The following is a 24887-nucleotide window of genomic DNA, read 5'->3' on the forward strand; positions in this document are numbered from 1 at the left end:
CACTCCGGCCTCACCAGCCCCATCACCTCCTGAATGATGAAAGAGAGCTAGAAGTCGATACGGGGCTCGTAGCCCTCATCGCGCAACCGCGTCAGCACCTCTTCGGCGTGCTCGGGCCCGCGCGTCTCGATGTGCAGTTCGAGCTCGACCTGGCTGATCTGCATCCCGTTGCTGTGCCGTGTGTGCAACACCTCGACGACGTTGGCGTTGGCCTCGGCAACGATCGCCGCGGTACGCGCTAACTGTCCGGGGCGATCCGGCAGCGGGATGCGTAACCGCAGGTAGCGCTCCGAAGTCGAGAGCCCGTGGCTGATGACCCGCTCCATCATCAGGGGGTCGATATTCCCCCCGCTCAGGATGGCGACGGTAGTGCCGCTCGCCGACACCTTGCCCGCCAGGATCGCTGCGACTCCGGCGGCTCCGGCGGGTTCCACGACGAGCTTGGCCCGCTCCAGCAGCACCAGCAGCGCCTGCGCCATGTCGTCCTCGGTGACGGTCACGATGTCATCCACCATCGCCCGCACGATCTCGAAGTTCAGCTCGCCCGGCCGCGCCACCGCGATCCCGTCGGCGATGGTGGGCTGCATGATGATCTCGGTCGGCGCCCCGTTAAGTAGCGACAGAGGGTATGGCGAGGCGTTCGCCGCCTGCACGCCAATAATGCGGATGATGCGGCCGTCGAGTGCGGCGCGCTGCTTGGCCGCGCTCGCGACACCCGAAATGAGCCCGCCGCCGCCAATCGGCACCACGATAGTCTCGACATCCGGTCGCTGATCGAGAATTTCGAGGCCCACCGTGCCCTGCCCGGCCACCACGTCAGGGTGATCGAACGGGTGGATGAACACCGCCCCCGTCGCGCGGGCGAACTCGGCGGCCGCCCTCAGCGGTTCGGTGATGGTATGCCCACGCAGCACCACCTCAGCGCCGTAGGCCCTGGTCGCCTGGAGCTTGGGCAGTGCGACCCCGAGGGGCATGAAGATCGTGGATGAGATTCCCAGTTCGCGCGCGGCGAACGCCACGCCCTGGGCGTGGTTTCCGGCGGAAGCGGCAACGACGCCGCGGGACTTTTCCTCGTCACTCAGGCGCGAAATCCGGTTGTAGGCGCCTCGGATCTTGTATGAGCCGGTGCGCTGCAGGTTTTCGCACTTCAGGAACACAGGCGAACCGAGAACCTCGGCCAGGTATCGCGAACTCTCCATCGGGGTAAGTTCGGCCACGCCAGCCACCCGATCCCGGGCGTCCTGGAAGTCGGCCAGAGTAGGGCCGATGATGGTGTTATGCATTAGGAAGAATGTCCTCCGCTGTCGGCCGCGGGTTGGTCTTCCCATCACCGCCTGCTATGTATTTCACCATGACATTGAGCACCGCGATGACCGGGACGGCGAACAGGGCGCCCGGGATGCCCGCGAGGAACGAACCGGCGGCCACCGCGAACACGACGGCGAGCGGATGCACTTTGACCGCCGACCCCATGATCAGGGGCTGCAGGATGTGGCCTTCGACCTGCTGGACGAGCAGCACGATGCCCAGCATCAGCAGCGCAGGGAACGGCCCGAGGTACACGAGGGCGACGAAGACGGCGATGGTTCCCGTGATCAGGGCGCCCACCACGGGAATGAAGGAGCCCAGAAACACGGCGATAGCAATCGGGATGACCAGGGGAAATCCGCCGAAAACGAGCCCGAGGATCCACGCGCCGAGCCCGATGCCCGTCGCATCCACGGCGGCGACAAAAATTTGCACCTTTACGAAGGTAGTGAGGGTAACCCAGCCTGCATGGCCAGAGCCGTCCACTGCGGATCGGGCGGTGCGGGGGAAGAGGCGTACGATCCAGGCCCAGATTCGGGCGCCATCGATCAGGATGAACAGCGTCGCGAAGATGATCAGCAGCAGCCCCGCGAGCACGTGCCCGGCGGTCGAGCCGAACGACAGGGCGCCCGTGACCAGCACCTGGCTGTCGCGCTGCACGGCGGCGATGGCCTGGTCGATCAACGCGGCGAATTGCTTATCATCAATCTGAAATGGCGGCCCGGCGAGGAAGCTCTTAAAGTCGCCGTACGCTGCCAGGGACCGACGCTGCAGGTCGGGGTAGCCGCTGCGGATCTGCGAGATGATCACGAATATCAACCCGGCGACAATCGCGAGCGTTCCGAGCATTGCCACCGCGATCGCAAGCGGTTTGGGCCAGCGATGGCGCACCAGCCACTGCACGAGAGGTACGAGCAGTGCCGCCACGAGCACGGCGATCATGAAGGGAACCACGATGTCACGCAGCTGCATGATAAGGAAGATGACCACCGCGATGACGCCGACGACCAGCAGGATGCGCCACGAATAGGCTCCCGCGATGCGCAACCCGGGAGGCACCGTGGCATCGGCGTTCGCTCGAGCAGTCTCCGGCGCCTGAGCAGCTTTCTTGCTGTCGAAAGTCATCCTCCCAGTTTAGGCATCGGAGGGCTGGGCGCCGCGGGCGCGTCGGGGCCCGGAGCTAAACTTGACACACCGAGGAGGAGCGCCCAGATGACCACGACAGAGCCCGAGCAGCCGCGCACACCCGCGGCCCGGAGCATCCCGTCCCGCCGCGTTCTCGTCGCCATTGCCGCTGGATTGATCGCGATGATCGTGGCGCTGGGAGCGCTGGTGATTGACCTGTCGGTGGCCCGGTCCGATCTTCAGGCGCAGCTTGGCGACAACAGGCGCATCATCAACGCGCTCACGAAACAGTTGTACTGGGCACAGCAGCAACTTAACGACCTGAAGTAACGACCGGCGAGGTCACAATGTTCGCCGCACCGCACTCACCGGCGACGCGGTGAGACGCACGAAGACGGGGTCACCCTGCTGTGGCCGGAGGTCGACATGGTGCTGGATCGAGAGCAGCGAATCGTCGGACAGAATCACTTGGGTGCGGCGCAGGCTGCCGAGAAAGCTCGACGAGACGACGGTGGCCGGGACTCCGGAACTGACGATCTCGACGTTCTCCGGGCGGACGAAGGCGGTAACGGGGCCGTCGGCCATCGGTTCGCCGAGCAATGCCATGCTCGCGCCGTGGACGATCACCCGGCCGTCCACCAGTTCGGCGGCAATTCGATTGCTCAGCCCCACGAAGTCGGCGACGAACGGGGTGCTCGGCGCCGAGTACAACTCTTCGGGGGTACCGATCTGCTCGATGACACCCTCGCGCATCACCGCAACCCGATCGGCGACGGCGAGCGCTTCCTCCTGGTCGTGCGTGACGAAGACCGTGGTGATGCCCAGTTCGATCTGGATGCGCCGGATCTCGTCGCGCAACTGCACCCGCACCTTCGCGTCGAGTGCGCTCAGCGGCTCATCGAGCAGCAACACGCGTGGGCGGGTCACTAAGGCCCGCGCAAGGGCAACACGCTGCTGCTGCCCCCCGGAGAGCTGGTGCGCAAAACGTTCGGCGAACGAGGCGAGACCGACCATGTCGAGTGCTTCGGTGGCTCGCCCGCGGCGCTCGCTGGCGGAGACCCTGCGCATCCTGAGCCCGAATTCGATGTTCTCGATCGCCGTCAGGTGTGGGAATAGTGAGTACGACTGGAACACCATTCCGATGTCGCGCTTATTGGTCGGCACCCCCGCGACATCGTCGCCGTCGATGACGATGCGACCCCCGTCGATGAGTTCGAGACCGGACAGCGCGCGGAGGGCGGTGGTCTTGCCGCAGCCCGAGGGGCCGAGCAGCGCGACGAACTCACCCGGCGTGATCGAGAAGTCGATCGAGTTGAGTGCCCGGTGCGTGCCATAGTTCTTCACCACACCGATCAACTCGACCGTGGCGCCAGTGGAGGCAGACAGGGAGGGCGCGATGGTACTGGCGATGGGGATGCTGCTGGTCATTCTCTACTCCGTTTGCGTGAGGCACCGAGTCTGCCGATGAGAAGGAGCAGACCGAATGCGACGGCCAGCGCGAGGAACGCGAAGATTGCCGCGACGTAGGGGTCTGACTGGGATATCTGCAGGAGCGCGGTCTGCAGGTTCGTGCGGTTCAGGAGGCTGGCGATGGTGAACTCGCCCAGCACCACGGCGACGGAGATGAAGGATGCGGCCAGCACTCCCCTGCGCAGGTTTGGAAGCAGCACGAGCCGCAGCACTGTCGGCCAGTCCGCCCCGAGTGAGCGCGCGGCCTCGCTGAGCATCACCGCGGGAATCGCGTCGAGGTTGGACTGGATCGCCCTGTACGCATAGGGCAACACGGTGATGCCGTAGGCGAAGGCAAGCGTCCACGCGCCGCTGCCGAAGATCCTGACAACGACCCCGTAGACGGGCGCGAGGCCCACGACCAGCACGATCGCAGGCACGGTGATCGGGATGATGCAGATGAACTCGAGCACCCGCGAGAACTTCGGAAACTGGATGTGCACCAGGATCATCGTCGGAAGCAGCAGCACGAGCACGATGCCGACAGTGACGATGGCGAGGACCACCGAGTTGCCGATTGCCTGGAACAGGCTGCGATAGGTGCGCGCGGCATCCTCTCCGATGAGGTTGTTCCAGTGCTCCAGGGTGTACCCGCCGCCGAGGCCGTCCCGGAAGGTGAACTGAAGTAGGGCTATGAGCGGGATGGCGAAGACCGCTCCGACGACGCCCAGGATCACTCCACGGGTGACTTTGTTCGGCTCGGTGCCGAGTCGGGACGCCGCCGTCACTTCTGCCACCTGGACGTGCGTAACTGCAGCACCGAATAGCCCCACATCACGATGATCATGACCGCGATCATCCCGAACGCAAGGGCACCAGCCATGTTCTCGCGACCCAGCACCGTCTCGCTGACGAGGGCCCCGCGGATCTGCAGGGGCACGATGGGTGAACCCTGGCTGACCAGCGCGGCGGCGGTGGCGTACGACGAGAACGCGTTCGCGAACAGCAACAGCAGGCTGCCGATAAACGACGGCGCAAGCACGGGGATGGCGATGCGGGTCCAATAGGTCACACGGGTGCCGCCCAGTGTGGCATTGGCCTCTGCCCAGGTGGTCCTAAGACCCTCAAGGGCCGGCATAAACGTGATGATCATGAGTGGAACCTGGAAGTAGACGTAGACGACAACAAGGCCCGGCACCTGGTAGAGCCAGGGGCCGCTTGCGAAAAGGTCAATGCCGAACGCGTCAGCGAGGAACCTCGTGACCAGGCCCTGGGTTCCGATAGTCGCGATGAAGGCGAACGCGAGCATGACCCCGCCGAATTGGGCGAGCACGCTGGAGATCGAATCGATGGTGGATCGAAGCGTGCCCTCCGCCCCAGTGCCGAGAAGCGCGTAACAGACGAGAGCGCCGATCACGGCACCGATCACGGCGGTCACGGCCGAGACAAGGAATGAACTACCGAACGTGGAGAGCACGTTCGGGGCGAAGATCCCGGCAATGTTGTCGAGAGTGACGCTGCCATCCTCGGTAAAGAAACCGGTCGTGACGGCGAGAACCGTGGGGATGACCAGGAACAGGATCACGTAGAGGGCGAACGGGGTGAGCCCGAGATATGTGCCGAGACTCCGACGTGCGGGGTGACGGGGGACCGGCTCTGAGAGCGGGTGACGCCGAGGCCCGGCCTCGGCGTCACCGCTGATCAGTGCTGGCGCAGGTACGACAGACACAGTGGATGTTGACTGCTAGCTGATCGCCGCAGCCCACTTCTCTGCGAGGATGGCGGCGTTCGCCTCGGCCTGCTCGGGTGTCGGGGTGACGAGGTCGCCCTTCAGCTCACCGAGAGTGTCGAGCGCTGCGGTGTCGACGGTGCCGGCATCCTGAAGCGTCTGGATCGTGACCGGGTAGGCGCCACCCTTGATGAAGAGGTTCTGGGCCTCTGCGCTGTAGATGAACTCCTGCCACAGGCGAGCGGCGGCGGGGTGTGGGGCATCCTTGCTGATGGCCTGGTTGTAGAAGCTGGTGTAGACCTCGCCCGGAAGCGTGGTCACCTCCCAGCCGTCGACCGTGGCCGCAGCAGAGAGGTTGTTGTAGCTCCAGTCGAAGACGACCTTGGTCTCGCCCGCGGCAATCGTCGCTCCCGTGGCGTTGACGGGCAGGAAGTTGCCCGCCTTGTTCAGTTCGGAAAAGAACTCGATGCCGGGGGTGAAGTCGTCGAGAGTTCCGCCCTGCTGCACGGTGACGAGCCCGATGGCGGCGAACGCTGCGCCGGCCTGGGTCGGGTCGCCGTTCAGCGCGACGGCGCCCTTGTACTCGGAGCCGAGCAGGTCATCGAGGCTGGTGGGCTTCGGAACCGAGTTCGAGTCATACCCGATCGACATGCTGCCCGTGTAGTCGTTGACGTAGAGTCCGGTCTCCTCCTTGTTCTCGGCGGGGATCTCATCCCAGTTGGCGACCTGGTATGGCGCGAAGTAGTTAAGGCTGTCGAGGGTCACGGCAGTTCCGAGGTCGAAGACGTCGGGGGCGGTGTCCTGGCCCTTGAGGTTATCGGCAGCAGCGATCTCCTCGGCGCTCGAGATATCGGGGTCGGCCGAGTTGACCGTGATGCCGTACTTCTCCTCGAATAGAGCCTTTATCTCGCCGTAGTTGGCCCAGTTGTCCGGGAGGGCGATGACGTTGAGCTGGCCCTCCGCCTTGGCGGCCTCGATGAGGGCATCCATTCCGCCAAAGTCGTCAGCGCTGGTGGCGGTGGTGGCATCCACGTCGGATGCCGCGGGGGTGCTCGCAGCGCAGGCGCTGAGTGTGATCGCGGCGGCAGCGATGACCGCAATGCCGGCGAAGTGGCGCATTCTCAACAAGGGTTCCTCTTTTCGTGCCTCCCGGCTGCCCGCGCTGCGGGTGAAGCGGACATGATAAAACCGGTTGACTGCTGAGAACGCTAGGCAGCGCAGGCGACGCGCTGGCATCCGTCGGGTGAACGGTGGGCGAATGTCGCCTGTCAGTGGCGGCGAGTACGGTCGGAACATGGTCGACACCGTGTCAGCGGGGCAGGCACGGCGCATCGCGTTGGCCGCCCAGGGCTTCGGCCGCACCGCCAGCGCGGGGAGCACTGGCACGGGTACACGACAGCTCAATCTGCTCATCCAGAAGCTCGGCGTGCTGCAGCTTGACTCGGTCAACGTGTTCGAACGCAGCCACTACCTGCCCGTGTTCGCGCGACTCGGCGGCTACGACAAGGCACTGCTCGACAGGCTTACGTTCGGCCCGCGCTCGCACTACACCGAGGCGTGGGCACACCAAGCGGCGATCATCCCGGTGCAATCCTGGCCGCTGTGGCGTTGGGCGATGGATGCCCGGCGCACGCCCACGAGCAACTGGGGCCGATGGGCCAACGCCAACGGCCCCATGCTCGAGTTCCTGCGGTCCGAACTGGCCGCGAAGGGCCCGCTGGCCGCTGGGAAAATCGAGCACGACGCCAACGTGCGTAAAGGCCCGTGGTGGGGCTGGTCTGACGTCAAGACCGGGCTCGAATGTCTCTTCATGACCGGCGAGGTGGTCACCGCGGGTCGCACCCGCTTCGAGCGCATATACGCGCTGGCCGAGCATCAGCTGCCCGCCGAGATCATTGACCGGAGCATCCCGAAGCATGACGCGGTGCGTGAACTGGTTCGATCGGGGGCGCAGGCGTTGGGCATCGGAACCGTGCGCGATATCGCGGACTACTGGCGACTGCCCCAGGCGCTGACGAAGGCAGCGATCGGCGAGCTCATCGACTCGGGTGACCTGCTGCCGGTCACCGTGGGTGCTCGCGGCCGTGCTGGCAGACGTGCTGGCCAAGGTACGGGCCGCAGCGCCGGCGAAGGCGGCGATCGCGGCGGGGGCAACGACTGGGGCGCACCGGCCTTCCTGCACCGGGATGCGCGCATCCCGCGCCGCATCGAACACAGTGCGCTTCTCTCCCCTTTCGACCCGATCGTCTGGGCACGTGCGCGTGCCCTGCGGATGTTCGGCTTCCACTACCGAATTGAGATCTACACCCCCGCGTCGAAACGAATCTTCGGCTATTACACGCTTCCCCTGCTGATGGATGACGCGATTGTGGGCCGCATCGACCTCAAGACCGATCGGCAGAACTCGGTGCTACTCGTGCAGTCGGCCTGGCGGGAGGCCGATGCGATCATCGACCTGGAACGCGTTGCCGCGCTCCTGCGCGACACGGCGCACTGGCAGGGCATGGAGCGGATCACCGTGGTGGGCCCAGGCGATCTGAGCGCCGAGCTTGCGGGGGCGCTGGGCGGGTGAATTCTTGATGCAACTACCATCGACAGAGAAAAATAACGATTATGTCTCGTTTTTAATGGTGATGGTGATGGTCTGGGCGGTAACCATAGAGTCTCGAATATGACCCAACGTGCACTCGTCGCCGCAACGCTGTTCGTGCTCGTGGGTGCCCTCACGGGATGTATCACTCAACCACAGACGACTCCATCTGCTTCCCCAACGGCAACGGCAGTACCCAGCCCGACCGCTACCCCTGAAGCAGGCGCCCCGGAAACCCGGTTCGACCTCGACTGCGATTCACTGGCATCGACAGCGGCCGTGGCAGCGTTCATCGGCGGACCAATTGAGAAACAAGATCCGCTGGCAAACTACTCCGAGCAGTCGCCAGAACTACCGCGACTCACCTACATCGAGGCGATGGGCGGTCTCGTGTGCGATTGGTCGAACGGAGTGTCAACTTTCTCGTCGTCAGGGGGTTCAGGAATCCCCTACATCGGCACGTCGATCATGATTCTTCCGGAAGCAGACACTCAATTCGCCAAATTTGAGACGATATATGGGCCAGCTTCTGGCGTGCAGTGTTCTGCGTCAGGGCCAACGTGCGGCCTCGACACGCTGGTCAACGGCTACTGGCTGAGCGTTGAGATGCACGGAGTTATCTTTGATGACCCGACCTCCGACCTGCCTCCCGCGCTCGTGTTGGAATTCTTCAACTCGGTCGACTCACTTATGTCTGCCCTCGGCGCACCCGCACCGAGATGGTCTCCTCCCGAGGGCACCATCGCACTCGGGGCTGATTGCGAACTAATAATTCCCGTGTCTGACGTTCAGTCGGCCCTCGCTCTGACGAATGAACCCAGCGTTCACAAGCCCGGCGGCGGCTGGAGCATGTGGGCAGGAGCTACGGTCGAGAGTGGAGGCGGGCGTTGCTCCTGGTCGGCCAACGACGAAGAGACCTACTATGGCGGGCTCTCTTGGCTCCCTGGAGGCGCATGGGCAGCTGAGAAGTTACTTCCCAGCACAACCAACCCATCAGGCGTGACCCCTGTCGCCATTCCCGACCTCGCAACGAGCGATAAGGCATTCCTCCGATGCGCAGACGACGATTCACACTGCGTCGTCGACCTGGTCATCGGCGGAAATTGGGTCCAGGTAGACGGTTACGCCAGTTCGGGTGAGTTGAACGTTGCGCACGATCGCGCCATTGCCCTGGCCGGTGTCATCGCGGCCCGCATCAACGGCTGACCGCCTCGCCGCAGGGTGGGGGCTTCGTACGAAGGTGCCCGTGTGCGGTGGAAGCCAGGGGGAAACCGCCTGCAATGTCAGGCTATTCGCGCGAGCATAAATGCCTGCGGTGTCTTCTCCGACGTGTCGGGCTCGCGGATGAGCTGCGCCTCGACGGCGAAACCTGCCGCCGCGAGGAGGCCTGCGATGCTCTCGGGCTGGAGCCGGTCTGCGTCGAGCGCGATGTCGTGCCCGTAGGCGTGGGACAGGTGGCGCGGCTCGTCGCCGATCTGGAACGCGAGCAGGAGCAATCCCCCCGCAGTGAGCACGCGGTGGAATTCGGCGAAGACCGCCGGCAGCCGGGAGGCCGGGGTGTGGATGATCGAGTACCAGGCCACGATGCCGCCGAGAGCGGCATCCGGAGTCTCCAGCGACTCCATCGCGCCAACCTCGAATCGCAGCGCGGGGTGTTCGCGGCGGGCGACCTGGACCATGCCCGGAGACAGGTCGATGCCGAACGTGTCCACCCCAAGCTCGGCGAGATAGGCCGTGACTCGCCCAGGTCCACATCCGATGTCCGCCACAGGGCCGTGCACCAGTTCGGCGAAGAGACAGAGCATCGCGCGGTCGGCAGGCTTATCGGCAAGCTCCGCGCGGAGCAACTCCACATAGTCGAAGGCAACCAGATCGTAGGCAGCTCGGGTGGCGCGCACGTCGTCGGGTTCACTCACGCGCAGAACCCTACCAAGTGGCTGGATGCGCTAACGGTGCCGTGCGCGCTTTTCACGGCGCCCGCTGCGCCACCGAAGCAGAATTCTGCGCCGAGAACGCCAAATATGCTGCCTCAGCCCGCGGCAACCCCGCACAAGTGGCGTTCTCGATGGTGCACGTCCGCAAGCGATGGGCCTAGAACCCGCCGCCGATCTTTCCGAGGCGCGCGATACGATCCGCCAGCGGCGGGTGGGTGCTGAACAGCCGGTCCATGATGCCGGGCTTGGTCGGATCCGAGATCCACATGTGCGCCATGGTGGAATTCTGTCGCCGCATCGGCCGACTGTAGTCGGCGAGTTTCTGCAACGCACTGGCGAGGGCATCCGGATGCCGCGTGGTCAGCGCCCCCGTGGCATCCGCCAGATATTCGCGCTGGCGAGAAATCGACGCCTGCACGGCCGCAGCGACTAGCGGCGAGATGACCAGCGCGGCGATACCGACGACGATCATGATCGGATTTCCACCGCCGTTGTTGTTGTTGTTCCCGCGGCCACCGAACAGGGTGAATCGCAGAGCAATGTCCGAGATGAAACCGACCGCCACGACGAGGCCGAACACGATCATCGAGACCCGGATGTCATAGTTCTGGACGTGGCCCATCTCGTGCGCCATGACACCTTCAAGCTCGCCATCATCCAGAATTTCCAGGATGCCCGTAGTCGCTGCGACTACGGCGTGCTGGGGATCACGGCCCGTAGCGAATGCGTTCGGCGCCGGGTCGTCGACGATGTACACCTTCGGCATGGGTGTACCCGTCGTGATCGACAGGTTCTCGACGATGCGGTAGAGGCGCGGGTTGTCTGCCTTCTGGATCTCCCTCGCGCCGCTCAGCGAGAGCGCCTGGCCGGACGCGGCGAAGTATTGAATGATCGTGAAGATGCCGGCGCCGATCACCGTGCCGATGGTGATCGTGAGCGGGTCTCCACCCATCAGGAAGCTCAGGGCAAAACCCAGGAACCCGATGATGATCACGAACAGGATGATGATGAATACCGTGTTGCGTTTGTTCTTCGCTATGGCGCGATACATCTAGTCTTCCAGCTCATACTCTCGGCATGGGGCAGTGGTTAGAACTGCACCCGGGGCGGCTCGGCGATCGCCGCGGCATCCGTCACCTCAAAGAACTCGCGCTCGGTGAAGCCGAGCTTGCGCACGAATAGCGTGTTCGGGAACACCTTGATCTTCGTGTTCAGCTCACGAACGCCGCCGTTGTAGAAGCGGCGCGAGGCCTGGATCTTGTCTTCGGTGTCGACCAGCTCGCCCTGCAGCTGAAGGAAGTTCTGGCTGGCCTGCAGTTGCGGGTACGCCTCGGCGACGGCGAAGATGCTCTTCAGCGCACTCTGCATATGGTTTTCGGCGGCTGCCGCATCCACCGGACCCTGCGCGCTCAGGGTCTCGGCGCGAGCCTTGGTAACTGCTTCGAACACGCCCTTCTCATGCGCCGCGTAGCCCTTTACGGCCTCGATGAGGTTGGGCAGCAGGTCGGCACGACGCTTGAGCTGGACTGTGATGTCGCTCCACGCCTCGTCAACGCGAACATTGAGTGTCACCAAAGAGTTGTAGGTCGACCACAGGTAGATACCCACGATCACGACGAGAAGGACGATAACGCCAATGACAATGAGGAATTCCATAGGCAGATCATAACTGAAGCTCATGTCAATGGGTCTCGTGGCACGAAGGCCGTCACCACACCGAATCTCGTTATGCAAACGTTATGTCCTCCCCTCTTTTGGGGGTAGACCGAAAGTTATGTTAGGGGCGTTGTGTATTTCAACCTTGGGGACGACCCCGTCCCTCCACGAAAAGGACCAGTCTGTGAGCTACAAGCCCAGCCGAAAAATCTCGACACTAGTGACAACCCTGGTCGGAGCGGCTCTTGTCGCTGCTGGTCTGGTGGGGGGCAGTCCGCTGACGGCGTCCGCCTCACCGCCGACGGCCGCGCCTCCGGAAGACACCTCGGTCGCCGCACCCCCGTCAGACGAGTTACTCAACCCTGCCGAGGATAAGCGGCGTGAGCTCCGCGAAGAAGCGGTGCAGCAGGTTCTCAACGGCGAGGCCACCGCGACCCAGAGTGAAGGGAGCACCGTCGTCAAACTCGATGGGACCGCTCGCGAGGGAAAGCAGGATAAGTTCGTCGAGATCGAGCGTGAGAAAACCGACAAGATCTTCGTGATCCTGACCGAATTCGGCGACCAGCGCGATCCGGCCTACCCCGACCAGGACACTGACCCCACCACCCCGGGGCCGGCAGTGTTCAACGGTCCGCTTCACAACGCCATCCCGCAACCCAATCGCACGCTGGACAACAGCACGGTGTGGCAGGCCGACTACAGCCCGCAACACTACCGAGACCTCTACTTCGGCACCGGGACTGGCGTTGAATCGCTGAAGACCTACTATGAAGCCCAGTCCTCCGGGCGATACAGCGTCGACGGTCAAGTCTCTGACTGGGTCAAGGTTCCCTTCAACGAAGCACGCTACGGCCGCTCCGACGGATTCCCGTGCGCATCGAATGTCTGCAGCAACACGTGGGACCTCGTGCGGGACGGAGTCAACCAATGGGTTGCCGACCAAAAGCTGGCGGGTCAAACCGACGCGCAAATCAAGGAGACGCTGGCCACCTACGACCTGTGGGACCGCTACGACTTCGACCTCGACGGCGACTTTAACGAGCCAGATGGATACATCGACCACTTCCAGGTCGTGCACTCGGGCGGTGACCAGGCTGACGGTGACCCGAACCAGGGCGAGGATGCTATCTGGAGTCACCGTTGGTACGCCTACTTCAACCAGTCCGGACAATCGGGCCCCGACGGCAATCTGCTCGGTGGGACACAGATTGCCGACACGGGCGTATGGGTCGGTGACTACACCATCCAGCCGGAGAACGGCGGGTTGAGCGTTTTTGCCCACGAGTACGGTCACGACCTGGGTCTTCCCGACGATTACGACACCGCGGGTGGCCCGAGCAACAACAACGAGTGGTGGACCCTGATGTCACAGAGCCGCCTGGGCGCGGCGGGCCAGGCTCTCGGCGAGAAGCCGGGAGACATGGGCGCATGGGAGAAGCTGCAGCTGGGTTGGCTCGACTACGAAATCGTCCTCGCCGGGGAGGAGAAAACTCTCGAACTCGGACCGGAGGAGTACAACTCGGCCAAGGCACAAGCCGCCGTCGTCGTGCTACCCAAGAAAGTTGTCACCAACCAACTCGTCACGCCGATAGCCGGAACGTACGAGTGGTGGAGCGGCCAGGGCAACGACCTCGACCAAACGCTGGCGCGAAGCGTTACTCTTCCCGCCGATCCCGCGACCCTCACGTTCCAGGCCAACTGGAACATTGAGGACTGTGGACCGGATCCGTGTGACTACGCGTACATCGAGGTGGACGACGGTACGGGCTGGAAAGCAATACCCGGCTCGATCGCCAACCCTGCTGAGGGCAACGGCATCGACGGCCTGAGCGCTGGCTGGGTTCCTGCCACCTTTGACATGACCGCATTCGCGGGCAAGACAGTCGGAGTGCGATTCAGCTACGTGAGTGATGGAGCGGCCCAGGGCACCGATGCCAAGCTGCCGTCGGGCCTCTTCATCGACGAGGTGAGCATCGCAACTGCGACCTCGGTCCTGTTCACGGACGGGGCAGAAACTCTCGATCCGGGCTGGACTGCCAGCGGATTCGTGCGCACCACGGGCGTCGAGACGGCGGAGTTCGACAACTACTACATCGCCGGCAACCGCTCGTACGTGGGTTATGACCGCTATCTCAAAACGGGACCGTACAACTTCGGCTTCGCCAACACGAAGCCCGACTTTGTCGAGCATTTCCCTTACGGCCAAGGCCTGATGATCTCATACTGGGACACCTCCCAGTCCGACAATAATGTCAGCGTGCACCCAAGTGAGGGGCGGAACCTTTACGTTGACGCTCATCCACAACCGATCAATAACCTCAATGGCACACCGTGGCGAAACCGCATCCAGCTCTACGACGCACCGTTTAGCCTGAAGAAGGCCGCTTCGTTCACGCTGCACCTCAACAGCAAGGCGTCATACATTCGCGGACAGGCTCCACAGCCGCTCTTCGACGACACGCTGAACTGGGACGGGATCTCGGCGATCGGGCAGGGAGTGAAGGTCGCGAACGCGGGCGTGAAAATCGAGGTCACCAAACAGAACGGCACGTCGATGACGGTTCGATTCTCCGGCACGACACCGAGGAGCTGAGCCGAATCATTCATGGGAAGCCGGTCATCTCTCGCGCAGCGCGGGTTCGATGGGCAGGAGCCATGCTCCTGCTCACCGGACTGGCGCTCGCGGGGTGTGCTGGCGTGGGGTCCGGCGTGAACTCGTCGGATCCCACCGATCCGCCCCTCTCGTCGACCACACCGCCAACGATCCTTCCCCCGACAGCGCCTCCGAAGGACCCCACTGATGTGCAGGGGGCATCGCGGCGCACGGGTACCGTGACCGTGGGCGGGAACGGTCCCTGCTACGGGTTTGTCACGGACGATGGCGCTGAACTCGCGCTCTACTCCGAAGCCGGACTCACCCTCACCGAGGGCCAGACGCTCACGGTGCAGGTGAGCCCCGCCGCATTCACGGCAGACTGCGGGCCGGGCATCCTGATGCGACTGCTCAGCGTCGATGCTGGCTAGGAGAGATGCTGGCCAGGAGCGAAGCGAGCTGGTGCGCATAGGCTCAGCAGGTGACATCCACCTTTGACTCTGCCGCTCGCGCTGTCGACGAACTGACGGTACTGGTGCCCGACTTCCCGAAGCCCGGCATTGTCTTTCGTGACCTGACCCCGGTGTTTGCCGATGGGCGGGCCCTGAAACTCATCACCGATGCGCTGGTCGAGCCCTTCAGGGGCGCAGTCGATGTCGTCGCCGGGGTCGAGGCCCGCGGGTTTCTGCTTGCCGCGGCGGCGGCCTATGCGCTGGGTGTGGGTGTCGCGGTCATCCGTAAGGCCGGCAAGCTTCCGCGGGAGGTCCTGGCCCAGGGCTACCTGCTCGAATATGGCCAGGCCACACTCGAAGTGCAGCCGCACGACTTGCCTCCAGCATGCCGCGTGCTGGTGCTCGACGACATCCTGGCCACCGGCGGAACACTTGCCGCCGCGACGACACTCGTGGAGCGCGCCGGATGGACCGTGGCCGGCGCGAGCGTAGTACTCGAGCTCGACGGGCTGGGTGGACGCGCCGCACTGCCGGGCCGCGACATCCGGTCCCTCGTCATCGCCTAACCCCCGTGCCGCCGCCACGCGCCCCCGGCGGCCGACCCGCTGCCTTTCATTATTCAGGAGGTTGAGGGACCAGAGGGACTGAAGTGGCCAGTGAGGTAACCAAAATCCCTTCAGCCCTCATCAACCCCACAACCTCCTGAATAATGAGAGGAGACAGCCGCGGCAGTCAGCCGTGGCAGGGGCGGGACAAGGATGCTAGCGCCGCTCGCGCAGAACATGCTGTAGCCAGGCGTACGACCGTTTCGGGGTGCGCTGCTGTGTTTCGGCATTGACGTGGATGAGGCCGAACCGCTGCTCGAAGCCGGCCGCCCACTCCCAGTTATCGAGCAGCGTCCACACGTAGTACCCGCGCAGGTCGACGCCTTCCACCCCGGCGAACGCGGCCGCGAGATGCTCGGCCAGGTAGCTGGCACGGTCAGCATCATCCACTGAGCCGTCCGCGGCGACCACATCGTCGAAGCTCGCGCCGCCCTCCGTGATGTAGACCGGCGGCAGAACACCTTGGTAGCGAGTGGCGTAGTCCTCCAGCGTCTCGGTGAGAAACTCGGGCGCGATCGGCCAGCCGAAGGCGGTGGTCGGGTACTCCGGCCAGGCCTGGATATGGAACGGCAGTAGACGCACTCCGGCAGCGACTCCATCGGGAGTGGTGTCATCGGCGGGCGGGCCAGAACCGATCCGCGTGGGCATGTAGTAGTTGAGACCGTAGAAGTCGAGCGGTTGCGCGATGATCTTCAGGTCGGCGTCATCCACTTCGATAAGGGGAGCGAAGAGCTTGCGCGACAGTAGTGGGAATCGCGGGTATCGCCCCAGCAGCACGGGGTCGGCAAAGATCCGGTTGTGGATGAGGTCGAACACCTCGGCGTGCGCCCTGTTTCTCATGGTGTCTTTGGCGGGATGCACCGGCGAATGCACGTTCGTGATGCCGATGCCGCCCGTGACCCCGACCGATCGCAGCGCCTGTACGGCCAGGCCGTGGCCCAGCAACTGATGATGCGCCGACAGTAGGGAGTCGAACATGAGCGTCGCGCCCGGAGCATGGATTCCGAGAGCGTACCCGTTGAGGGTGACCGTGGTGGGCTCGTTGATGGTGACCCATTTATCGACGCGGTCGCCGAACGCCTCACCGGCGAGTAGAGCGAAGTCGGCGAAGCGAGAGGCGGTGTCACGGGTCATCCACCCACCTTTATGCTGCAGGGGTTCGGGCATGTCCCAATGAAAGAGGGTGGCCATGGGCCTGATGCCGGCGGCCAGCAATTCGTCGAGAAGGCGATCGTAGAACTGGATGCCGGCCCGGTTGGCGCCCCCCACTCCCCCGGGCTGGATGCGCGGCCAGCCGAGCGAGAACCGGTACGAGTCGACACCGAGCTCTTTCATCAGCCCGACATCTTCGCGGTAGCGGTGGTAGTGGTCGGTGGCAATGGATGCGTCGGAGCCGTCGGCGATGCGCCCGGGCTGGGCCATGAACTCGTCCCAGGTCGACGGGCCGCGGCCGTCGTCGCGAACGGCTCCCTCGATCTGGAATGCTGCGGTCGAAACTCCGACTTCGAACCCGTCCGGCATGGTGGCGGCGAAGCCCGCAGGATCGTGCAGCCACTCGCTCTGCGTGCTGCGGCGGGTGATTCCGCGCAGGCTATCGCTCATTCGCCCAGTACCTTCCGCAGGTAGTCATTTGCGAAAAGCCGTCCGGGGTCGAGCCTGTCCCGAATCGCCAGGAAGTCGTCGAATCGTGGGTACAGCGGGCGCAGGTCTGAGGCCCCGCGAGTGTGCATCTTGCCCCAGTGCGGGCGCCCGCCGAAGTCGATCATGATGGCTTCGACCGCGGCGAAATACTCCGTTGGGTCTTCCCGGTAGTACCGGTGCACCGCGATGTAGCCGGTGTCGCGGCCGTATGCGGTCGACATCCAGTTGTCGTCGGATGCGGTGGTGCGCACTTCGACGGGGAACGTAATGCGCCAGCCGTTGCGCTCGATGGTGGCGCGGATCTCGCGCAGGGCATCCGGTACGTTCGCGCGAGGGATGGCGTACTCCATCTCACGGAAGCGCACTCGCCGAGGCGAGGTGAAGACCGAATACCAGCAATCGGTGACCTCACGCGTGGCGACGAGCCGTTCGGACAGCCGGTTCAGGGGTGGAGTGGTGGCCGGGAATCTGGCACCCAGTTCGCACAGCACCGCATAAAGCCGGTTGGGCAGCAGCTCGTCGTCGATCCAGGCCGCCAGGCGACGCTGGGTCATGCGGGGAGTGTCTGCCGGCAGCCGGGTGTTCGTCTTGGTCAGTGCGGAGGTGGTGTGGGCAAACCAGAAGAACTCGAAATGGTCGACAGAGCTGGCGCGCTCCAGCCAGTTGTCGAGCACCTCCTCCAGCGGCTCGGCTCGCTCGACCGCGTTCAACATGAAGTCGGGGACGCAGCGCAGCGTGGTCTCGACCACCACTCCGAGCGCACCCAGGCCGAGCCGCGCTGCTGGCAGCAGCTCGGCGTTCTCGGTCGCACTGGCGCGCACTAACGCGCCGTCCGCGGTCACCATCGTCAACGCCTCGATCTGCCGGGAGAGGCCCCCGAACGACGCGCCGGTGCCGTGCGTGCCGGTCGACGTTGCCCCGGCGATGGTCTGCTGGTCGATGTCGCCCATGTTCTCGAGTGCGAGCCCGTACGGCGCCAGCAGTGCGGGAATCTGGTGCAAATGCGTTCCTGCTCCAAATGTCACCAGCTCGCCGTCGACGGCGACCAGCCCGTCCAGCGACGACACGTCGAGTTGCACGCCGTCGGTGGACGCGATGGCGGTGAAGCTGTGGCCTGCTCCGACCGGCTTGAGGGTGAGACCGGCATCCCGGGCAAAATTCACCGCGCCCACCACGTCATCGATCGACGCGGCCTGAGTCATGAACTCCGGATGCGCGCTCACCGAACGCCCCCAGTTCTGCCACGGGCGGCCCGCCTTCATGGGCACTGCAGTTTTGATCGTCACAGGAAGGCCTTTCCCTCGCCTCGATAGGTGGGCATCATCTCGGTGACCCTACCCTCATCAACAATGGCGAATTCAGTCAGGTGCTCGCTCACTTCGCCCGCCTTGGTGTGGCGCATCCACACCCGATCCCCCACCGCAAGAGCCGCCGCACCCGTCAGCGGGGTCTGCACCTCGCCCGCCATCTCACGCGCCACGAATCCCAGCCCCTCCGGCCAGACCGCCCGCGGAAGCCGGTCGGCGGCCGGTGGCCCGGACGCAATCCAGCCACCGCCCAGAAGAGTGGCCATCTCCGGCGTGGGCTTGCGCACGACCGAGAGGGCGAAGGCCGCGGCGGGAGCGGGCTGGAAGTGGCCGTAGCCATCGAACAGGTGCGGACCGAACAGTCCGCTCCCCGCCGCGATCTCGGTCACGGCAGGGTCGGATGCCGTGCTCTCCAGTGAGCCGGTGCCGCCCCCGTTGACGAACTCCAGTTCGGTGAGATCGCGCAGCGCGAGCACCACCTGGCCGCGGCGCTCGCTCAACTCGTCTCTGGAATTCTTCTGCATCCAGTCGACGGTATGCCCCAGCATCGGTTTGCCCCGAGGGCGGTTGATCACGCCGGCGATCTGCGACTCGTAGGCCATCATCCCCACCAGGGTGAAGCCGGCGCGAGCCACGATGGCCCGCGCAAGGTCGATCGCCTGCTCCACCGTGCGCACGGGTGAGCGGAACACTCCCACGTGGCCGAGCACACGCGACGCCCAGGCCGCATCGAGCTCGAGGCAGACGCGAATGTTCTCACGCTGGCCGGGCGGCAGCACGGCATCCACCAGGTCCAATTGTTCGATCGTGTCGATCATGATCGTGACGCGTTGGGCCAGTATGGATGACTGCCCCAACGCCGCGATCGACGCTCGGTCGACCGTGGGATACCCGATCACCACGTCGTCGATGGTCTCGGCCAGCCACAGCCCCTCCGCGAGCGTGTAAGCCAGCACGCCGTGGTAACCGGGGATCGACAGCACAGCGTCAATCACCCCTCGGACTCTCACGGACTTGGACGCCACCCTGATCGTGGTGCCGTTGGACCGCCTGAGCATGTCGTGGGCGTTCCACGCGAGCGCTCCGGCGGAGATGATGCCGAAGGGGGTGTCGAGCGCCTCGGTGGCGGCGGTGAGGGCCGGCCAGTACCGCGCGGGTTCGAGCCATGGCTCGGAGGCGGGAACGGTCAAATTCATGCGCTGGCACCCCCGGGGGTTGAAGTTGATGACGCGTGGGGAGGTTCTGCGGCCGCAGGCGATATCGCGAGCGCCGCAATGGAGTCGACGGCGAGGTCGATCGTCCGCCTGGCTGCGGCGGTGTCACGGTCGGCGAGCCAGGCCAGGGTGAGCCCGTCGGTGAAGGTCACGACGAATCGGGCCACCTCGGCCACGGGTCGGGACCAGCTCACTCCCGCCGCGCGTGACGCCTCGACGAGAACCGTGGTGACGGCCCGACGATAGCTGCTGTACTGGGAGCGGGCGAGGCTTTCGAGCCCCGGAGTGACCATGGCGTGGTGCACGAGTTCTTGCAGCGCGCGCTCCTGCCCGGGATCGTTGACGACGTAGTCGAGGAACGCCGTCAGTCCGGCGGCGATGGACATCCGGATGTCGTTGCCCGGCCGCACCACGCGGAAGGCGGCCGTCATTTCGGCATCCACCACCCGTTGCATGACCTCCAGAAGGAGCTCGTCGCGAGACCGGAACGCGTAGTGAAAACTCGCGAGGGACATGCCGGCTTCGGCCACGATGGCTCGCGTGGTGGCCTGGCCGAGGCCCTGGGCGCCGATCACCCGCAGCGCGGCGCTGGCGAGAAGATCGCGGCGCTCAGCGGAGGGCAGTCGCGGCATGTCGTCCTCTCTGAGTGTCCCGGTAGTGGGACAACTGTCCCAGACGATCGACCCGCTGACAAGTTGAGCATTCAGCAACATTTTCGCCGGAAAGTTTGACATGACGGTCAATCTCTTGCTGAATTGACTCAGGGTGAGGTATCTCGACGAGCAAGGCCATCGGCGCTCGGTCCGCTACCGCGGGGCGGGGCTCGTCGTGCTGTTCGCGGCCGTCGCGCTATCCTTCGCCAGCGTCATGCCAGCCCGGGCCGATGACGGTGTCGCGGGCAGCGAACCGGCCGCCACAGACTCCCCGGCGGTGACTCCCGCACCGACTGCTTCTCCGGCACCGGCACCGGCACCTACTCCCGCTCCCTCCCCGGCACCGACTGCCTCTCCTTCTCCGGCACCTCCCGGCGATGTGGCCCCGAGGGAGCCACTGGCACTCTCGAGCCCGGCGAACGACACGCTGTTCCCGTCTTCTACGGTGACCCTCTCTGGGACGAAGGATGCCGCCGGCCGGGTTGAGGTGCAGTCGATCACCGGCGGCATCCCCTATTGCGTCATTCCCGACAGCCAAACCTGGAACTGCACCTTCAGCGCCCCGACCGGGCGATACACGATGACCGTTTTCCAGTACTTCGCCGGTGACGCCGGTGCGCCCGAGCAGAAGCAGGTGACCATCCGGGTGCTGCCCGCTCCGACCATCAGCGGCACCTCACCGATCGTCACGACAGGACTGATCGGCGGCACGGGTTTCCCCGGTTCAGGCATCGTCCTGACCGGCGCCGAGGTGGGCGACTGCCCCGGCATCGTGCAGCCGAACGGCTTCTGGTCATGCCCGCTGGCGGTCAGCGCATCCGGTGACTACACCATCAACGCTCAGCAGACCTGGAACGATGTCGACACCCAGCCCGGTGGGGCTAGCCGACAGATCACCGTGCGCGTCGATAAAGACCCACCTGCGGTTCCCGTATTCTCAGAGCCGACCTCCGGGGCTCAACCCGGTAGCCAGCCGATCCCGTTCGCGGGATCGGGGGAGAACGGCGGCAGGGTCGAGGTGTTCGTCGATGGCACGCTCGTCTGCACCAGCAGCGTCGCCGGCGGGCGCTGGGGCTGTGCGGCGCCGGTCGGGGGCGGACAGCACACCGTGCAGGCGATCCAGTGGGATGCTGCGGGCAATCCCAGTGGCGCCACGGCAGGCTTCGCGATCGTTGTGAGCGGCGCATCCACGCCGGCTGTCCCGCCGCCCGCACCAGCGCCACCCACACCCCCCGGCGCGGGCCCTCCGGAGACCGCCGACCCCGCACCGGTTCCCGCGACCGCGCCACCGCCACCGCAGGTCAGTGCGCGGCCGTCAACGGTCGCTCCGGCCTTTCCTCTCTTTCCGCCACCCGTGGGCGGCGTTTCGGGCCTGCCTCCGTTGGACACCTGGGGCACTCCCACCGATTACGGCGCCGCAATCCCCACCGTCGGGTCGACCGGCTCCGGTGTCGCCTGGCTCTGGGGACTGGCGCTCGGTGGCGGTTTCATCCTGCTGGTAGCTATGCCGCTGCGACTGGTGCTCACCGCCCTGCGCGGCCGCTTTCCCCGGCACTACTTCGCCCGCGACCACAGCAGGCTGACCGCGTCTGAGGTCCAGCTGCTACGACCACGGCTGACCCTGGCTGGCGCGATCGGCGCTGCGGCCGCACTCGCGGCGCTCGCTGGCGGCATCCAGGGTGAGGTGCGCTACCTTCGCCTCGCCCTAGCGATCGGTGTCGCCCTGCTGCTACTCAACGGCATCTCCGTTGCGCTGGCGACGAGACTTGCAACGAAGGCTCTCGGTGGCGCAACGCGCCTCAGACTCGTGCCGCTGTTCCTCACCATCGCCGCACTCTCGGCACTCGTCTCGCGAGGCGGCGGCATCCAGCCCCCGGTCATTATTGGAGTAGTGATAGCCGCGTCGTTCGTCGTCGAGATCGACCGTCGATCCCGCGGAATGATTGCCGCAACCCAACTACTCGTGACCCTGGCTCTGGGAGTGGGCGCCTGGCTGGCGCACAGCGCACTGGGCCCCGTCGAGGGATTCCTGCCGTCGCTGACCAGCGAGATCATCTCGAGCCTGTGCATCGCCGCGATCGGGTCTGGGGTCATGCTGGCCCTGCCGGTGAGCAGGATGCCTGGCCGCCTCATCTTCGAATGGTCGCCGGTCGCGTGGGTCGCTGTCGCTCTCGTCACGGCAACCCTCGCCGGCGTGATCGTCGCGGGCGGAGCCACCTTCCCCGTGCCGTGGCTGGTCGGGCTCTCGCTCGCGTTCGCGGCAGTCTGTCTCGCGCTCTGGGCGTGGATCCGGCTGATCGAGCCGTCATTCGAGCCCCGCCGCGCAGTCGTCGCAGACCGACGAATCTAGGACGCGTCTGCCACGGTCCGTCCCGCAACCGTCCGAAACGACGGAGATTCGCCCACCGTGGTCTCGGGCCGGTCGACGGGGCCGCGTATCGGCGTCGAACAATCCGTCATTTCGGACGCAGGAGCCGTCATTTCGGACGCGGGCGCCAGAGGCACGAGCCCCAAGTGTCAGCCACCGGGCGGGCGCTCAGGCCACCACGTCACGGCGCAGGCAGCTGATCAGGTCGGCGGTTTCGCCCTCGCGATCGGCCCAGTCGGACGCCCCCAGAGGCAGCGAACGGCTGAACAGCGGGTAGTTGACAGTGATGCGCACGTCGGCGAGCGAGTCTCCCGTCGGCTCGGAATCCGTTGCTTCCGACTCGAGGCTAAAGCTGCTGAGTGCACGGCGCGCAGTCACGGTCACCTCGAGCGGGGTGGCCCCCGTGCTCGGGTCGCCAGCGAAGTTCGCGTACGCCACGATGTCGTCGGTGAACGCGACCACCGCCACCGAACCCGGGTTCGGCCCACGCGGAGGCACATATTTAGCGGAAAAGTAGCGGATCGCCTCGTCGCCGGTGGCCAGGATGAGGTCGGTCAGCAGTTGTGAGTACCAGGCGGGAACCCCGTCGACGGTTCCATCACGCCAACTGAGTTCAGACCGGAACCGGTTCTCGAACCACTGCCGCTGGTTGTTCATGCCTGTTGCTTTCATCGTTATCGTCTCCCCCGAGATCGTATCGAGTGTCGCTGTGAATGGGCGCTGTGAGCGGGGGCTGTGACTGGGGACTGCGACTGCACGCTCTCAGTGTTGAGGATTCCTATTCGAGACGTGAGCATCCACAACACAGGAGCGCGCGCCCCCGAATTCCGCCGCCGAGCGGCGCCCCCGCCGGCGCTACTCGCGTTACTTGCCCGCGGCGGGCGTACGGTTCTCGGCCGACACCATCCACGCAAACTGCTCGAGTCGTTCGATCACGCCGTGCAGGATGTCGGCGCTGGTCGGATCCTCATCGTCGACCTCGTCGTGAACCTCGCGGATCGTCGCGACGGTCGCCTCGAGACGCACCGTCACCAGGTCGACGGTGTCGGAGGTATCGATCTCGCCGTTCGGATAGGCCGGGAGGGTCGTGGTCGCGGCGACGGTGTCGCTTCGACCATCCGGAATCCCATGCAGTGCACGCATTCGTTCCGCTACCGCATCGCTGAAGGTGCGCGCATCGTCGATGATCTCGTCGAGGATGCGGTGAGTGTCCCGAAAGTTGCGGCCGACGACGTTCCAATGCGCCTGCTTACCCTGGATCTGAAGCTCAAGCAGGTCTATCAGCACCTTCTGCAGGTTTTCGGTCAGCGTCTTTGACGCCGTGAAACCGTGCTCGGAATTTTGTCGGCGGGTCACCCTTGCACCAGATGCAGCGGCGGCCTTGGTGTCGTGCGCAGTGGTCGTTGTCATTTCCTCAGGCTAGAACGCGAGCGGTCATCCGGACAGGGGGTCGACGGCCGCTCCCGGTAGTGCTAGGGCTGCGCTGCGTCCTGTGCTACCGGGGCTGGCCGATGATCAGCGATCGGCTGGCGACGGCCTCGGCGACATCCTGCAGCGTCCTGTTGCTGGCCCTGGCGAAGCTGCGCATCCGGTTGAACGCCTCATCCATGCTGATGGATTCGCTCTGCGACAGGACGCCCTTGGCCTGCTCGATGAATATTCGGCTGGTCAGGGCGCGATTGAGCTGAGCGGTGATGATCTCACTCTCCCGAAGCAGCCTTTCCTGGAGAATCGCAATTGTGGCGGCATCGGCGAGTGACTGGATGGCGCCGGCATCGACATCAGTGAGAGAGCCCTGGGAGCTTCCGAGGAGGTTCAGCGTGCCGATGATCTTCCCACGAAGCCTCATCGGGGCCGCGTAAACGGAGCGAAATCCCTGAGCGAGGGCCTCACCACGAAACTCCGGCCAGCGAACCCCCTCGACGTCGATGTCGTTCACGACCACGGCGGCACCGAATTCGAAGCACTCGATGCAGGGGCCGGCACCCGCATTCAGTTGCATGACCTCCACGAGTTCGGCTCGTTCGCTCGTCGACGACACCAACTCGAGTCGACCCGAGTCATCGGCCAGCATGAGACCGCCGGCCTGCACGTCGAAGATCCGAACGCATTCGTCGATCAGGGTGTGGAGAAAGTCGACGAGATCGAAGTCTTCGGTCAGGGTGTCTGCGAGCTTCACGAAGGCGGCGCCAAGGAGGGCCTCGCGCGATACCTCGCTCATTGCGATGCTCCCACTGGACTCTCCCCTACCTGTCGGATCATT

Annotated in this window: 23 protein-coding genes; 7 read left to right on the forward strand and 16 right to left on the reverse strand. The window is 64.9% G+C overall.

Annotated features, from left to right (window positions below):
• Window positions 1-47: 47 nt before the first annotated feature.
• The gene (gene ilvA, locus RMN95_RS09725) at window positions 48-1283 is read right to left on the reverse strand and encodes a threonine ammonia-lyase (RefSeq protein WP_309616720.1); all 1236 of its coding nucleotides are present in this window, start codon (window positions 1281-1283) and stop codon (window positions 48-50) included.
• Window positions 1276-2433: an AI-2E family transporter gene (locus tag RMN95_RS09730; protein WP_309616721.1), complete on the reverse strand. Its 1158-nt coding sequence runs from the start codon at window positions 2431-2433 to the stop codon at window positions 1276-1278. The genes ilvA and RMN95_RS09730 overlap by 8 nt, the downstream gene beginning before the upstream one ends.
• Before the next feature lie 87 nt (window positions 2434-2520).
• Between RMN95_RS09730 and RMN95_RS09735 the strand changes: the two genes are divergently transcribed.
• Entirely contained in the window at window positions 2521-2763 is a 243-nt protein-coding gene (locus tag RMN95_RS09735; protein WP_309616722.1) for a hypothetical protein, read from the forward strand.
• A gap of 12 nt (window positions 2764-2775) precedes the next feature.
• Here the strand turns inward: RMN95_RS09735 and RMN95_RS09740 are convergent, their stop codons facing one another.
• From RMN95_RS09740 to RMN95_RS09755, 4 genes are read right to left on the reverse strand one after another with little or no spacing between them, the layout of a single operon-like run.
• Window positions 2776-3861: an ABC transporter ATP-binding protein gene (locus RMN95_RS09740; protein ID WP_309616723.1), complete on the reverse strand. Its 1086-nt coding sequence runs from the start codon at window positions 3859-3861 to the stop codon at window positions 2776-2778.
• Window positions 3858-4679, reverse strand: a complete 822-nt coding sequence (locus RMN95_RS09745; protein ID WP_309616724.1) for an ABC transporter permease subunit — start codon at window positions 4677-4679, stop codon at window positions 3858-3860. The genes RMN95_RS09740 and RMN95_RS09745 overlap by 4 nt, the downstream gene beginning before the upstream one ends.
• Window positions 4667-5611, reverse strand: a complete 945-nt coding sequence (locus tag RMN95_RS09750; RefSeq protein ID WP_397545275.1) for an ABC transporter permease — start codon at window positions 5609-5611, stop codon at window positions 4667-4669. Before RMN95_RS09750 ends, RMN95_RS09745 begins: the two co-directional genes overlap by 13 nt.
• Window positions 5612-5626: 15 nt before the next feature.
• Window positions 5627-6730, reverse strand: a complete 1104-nt coding sequence (locus tag RMN95_RS09755) for an ABC transporter substrate-binding protein (RefSeq protein ID WP_309616762.1) — start codon at window positions 6728-6730, stop codon at window positions 5627-5629.
• Window positions 6731-6869: 139 nt separating this feature from the next.
• Between RMN95_RS09755 and RMN95_RS09760 the strand changes: the two genes are divergently transcribed.
• Together RMN95_RS09760 and RMN95_RS09765 are read left to right on the forward strand one after the other, a co-directional pair.
• Window positions 6870-8183, forward strand: coding sequence for a DNA glycosylase AlkZ-like family protein (locus RMN95_RS09760; RefSeq protein ID WP_309616725.1), 1314 nt, complete (start codon window positions 6870-6872; stop codon window positions 8181-8183).
• Between the two features lie 99 nt (window positions 8184-8282).
• On the forward strand, window positions 8283-9407 hold the full coding sequence (locus RMN95_RS09765) for a hypothetical protein (protein WP_309616726.1): 1125 nt from the start codon (window positions 8283-8285) through the stop codon (window positions 9405-9407).
• A 77-nt stretch (window positions 9408-9484) separates the two neighbouring features.
• Here the strand turns inward: RMN95_RS09765 and RMN95_RS09770 are convergent, their stop codons facing one another.
• The 3 genes from RMN95_RS09770 to RMN95_RS09780 form a co-directional block, all read right to left on the reverse strand.
• Complete coding sequence (locus tag RMN95_RS09770) at window positions 9485-10117, reverse strand: class I SAM-dependent methyltransferase (RefSeq protein ID WP_309616727.1); 633 nt, start codon at window positions 10115-10117, stop codon at window positions 9485-9487.
• Window positions 10118-10292: 175 nt separating this feature from the next.
• Window positions 10293-11186 (reverse strand): M48 family metallopeptidase, encoded by an 894-nt coding sequence (locus RMN95_RS09775; protein WP_309616728.1) that lies wholly within the window; start codon window positions 11184-11186, stop codon window positions 10293-10295.
• A gap of 38 nt (window positions 11187-11224) precedes the next feature.
• Window positions 11225-11791 carry a LemA family protein gene (locus tag RMN95_RS09780; RefSeq protein WP_309616729.1) on the reverse strand — a complete coding sequence of 189 codons (567 nt, stop codon included), beginning with the start codon at window positions 11789-11791 and terminating at the stop codon, window positions 11225-11227.
• Window positions 11792-11975: 184 nt separating this feature from the next.
• On the opposite strand from RMN95_RS09780, the gene RMN95_RS09785 reads away from it, so the two are divergent.
• The 3 genes from RMN95_RS09785 to RMN95_RS09795 all read left to right on the forward strand — a co-directional run bounded on the left by RMN95_RS09785 (window position 11976) and on the right by RMN95_RS09795 (window position 15402).
• Entirely contained in the window at window positions 11976-14384 is a 2409-nt protein-coding gene (locus RMN95_RS09785) for an immune inhibitor A domain-containing protein (protein ID WP_309616730.1), read from the forward strand.
• Window positions 14385-14446: 62 nt separating this feature from the next.
• The gene (locus RMN95_RS09790) at window positions 14447-14815 is read left to right on the forward strand and encodes a hypothetical protein (RefSeq protein ID WP_309616731.1); all 369 of its coding nucleotides are present in this window, start codon (window positions 14447-14449) and stop codon (window positions 14813-14815) included.
• A gap of 50 nt (window positions 14816-14865) precedes the next feature.
• Entirely contained in the window at window positions 14866-15402 is a 537-nt protein-coding gene (locus RMN95_RS09795) for an adenine phosphoribosyltransferase (protein WP_309616732.1), read from the forward strand.
• A 195-nt stretch (window positions 15403-15597) separates the two neighbouring features.
• On the opposite strand, the gene RMN95_RS09800 is transcribed toward RMN95_RS09795, so the two are convergent.
• From RMN95_RS09800 to RMN95_RS09815, 4 genes are all read right to left on the reverse strand, one after another.
• On the reverse strand, window positions 15598-16962 hold the full coding sequence (locus tag RMN95_RS09800) for a GH1 family beta-glucosidase (protein ID WP_309616763.1): 1365 nt from the start codon (window positions 16960-16962) through the stop codon (window positions 15598-15600).
• A gap of 77 nt (window positions 16963-17039) precedes the next feature.
• Entirely contained in the window at window positions 17040-18368 is a 1329-nt protein-coding gene (locus RMN95_RS09805) for a D-arabinono-1,4-lactone oxidase (RefSeq protein ID WP_309616733.1), read from the reverse strand.
• Window positions 18365-19585, reverse strand: a complete 1221-nt coding sequence (locus RMN95_RS09810) for an alanine racemase (protein ID WP_309616734.1) — start codon at window positions 19583-19585, stop codon at window positions 18365-18367. Before RMN95_RS09810 ends, RMN95_RS09805 begins: the two co-directional genes overlap by 4 nt.
• A complete protein-coding gene (locus RMN95_RS09815; protein WP_309616735.1) occupies window positions 19582-20337 on the reverse strand; it encodes a TetR/AcrR family transcriptional regulator in 756 nt (251 codons plus the stop codon). The genes RMN95_RS09810 and RMN95_RS09815 overlap by 4 nt, the downstream gene beginning before the upstream one ends.
• A gap of 31 nt (window positions 20338-20368) precedes the next feature.
• On the opposite strand from RMN95_RS09815, the gene RMN95_RS09820 reads away from it, so the two are divergent.
• Window positions 20369-22606: a hypothetical protein gene (locus RMN95_RS09820; RefSeq protein WP_309616736.1), complete on the forward strand. Its 2238-nt coding sequence runs from the start codon at window positions 20369-20371 to the stop codon at window positions 22604-22606.
• A 186-nt stretch (window positions 22607-22792) separates the two neighbouring features.
• Here RMN95_RS09820 and RMN95_RS09825 read toward each other — a convergent pair whose 3' ends face one another.
• The 3 genes from RMN95_RS09825 to RMN95_RS09835 all read right to left on the reverse strand — a co-directional run bounded on the left by RMN95_RS09825 (window position 22793) and on the right by RMN95_RS09835 (window position 24845).
• On the reverse strand, window positions 22793-23281 hold the full coding sequence (locus RMN95_RS09825; protein WP_309616737.1) for a hypothetical protein: 489 nt from the start codon (window positions 23279-23281) through the stop codon (window positions 22793-22795).
• 207 nt (window positions 23282-23488) lie between these two features.
• Complete coding sequence (locus RMN95_RS09830; protein ID WP_309616738.1) at window positions 23489-24034, reverse strand: DNA starvation/stationary phase protection protein; 546 nt, start codon at window positions 24032-24034, stop codon at window positions 23489-23491.
• 85 nt (window positions 24035-24119) lie between these two features.
• Complete coding sequence (locus RMN95_RS09835) at window positions 24120-24845, reverse strand: GAF and ANTAR domain-containing protein (RefSeq protein WP_309616739.1); 726 nt, start codon at window positions 24843-24845, stop codon at window positions 24120-24122.
• Window positions 24846-24887 lie beyond the last annotated feature (42 nt).

The sequence above is a fragment of the Salinibacterium sp. genome (assembly GCF_031364185.1).
Classification (GTDB): domain Bacteria; phylum Actinomycetota; class Actinomycetes; order Actinomycetales; family Microbacteriaceae; genus Rhodoglobus.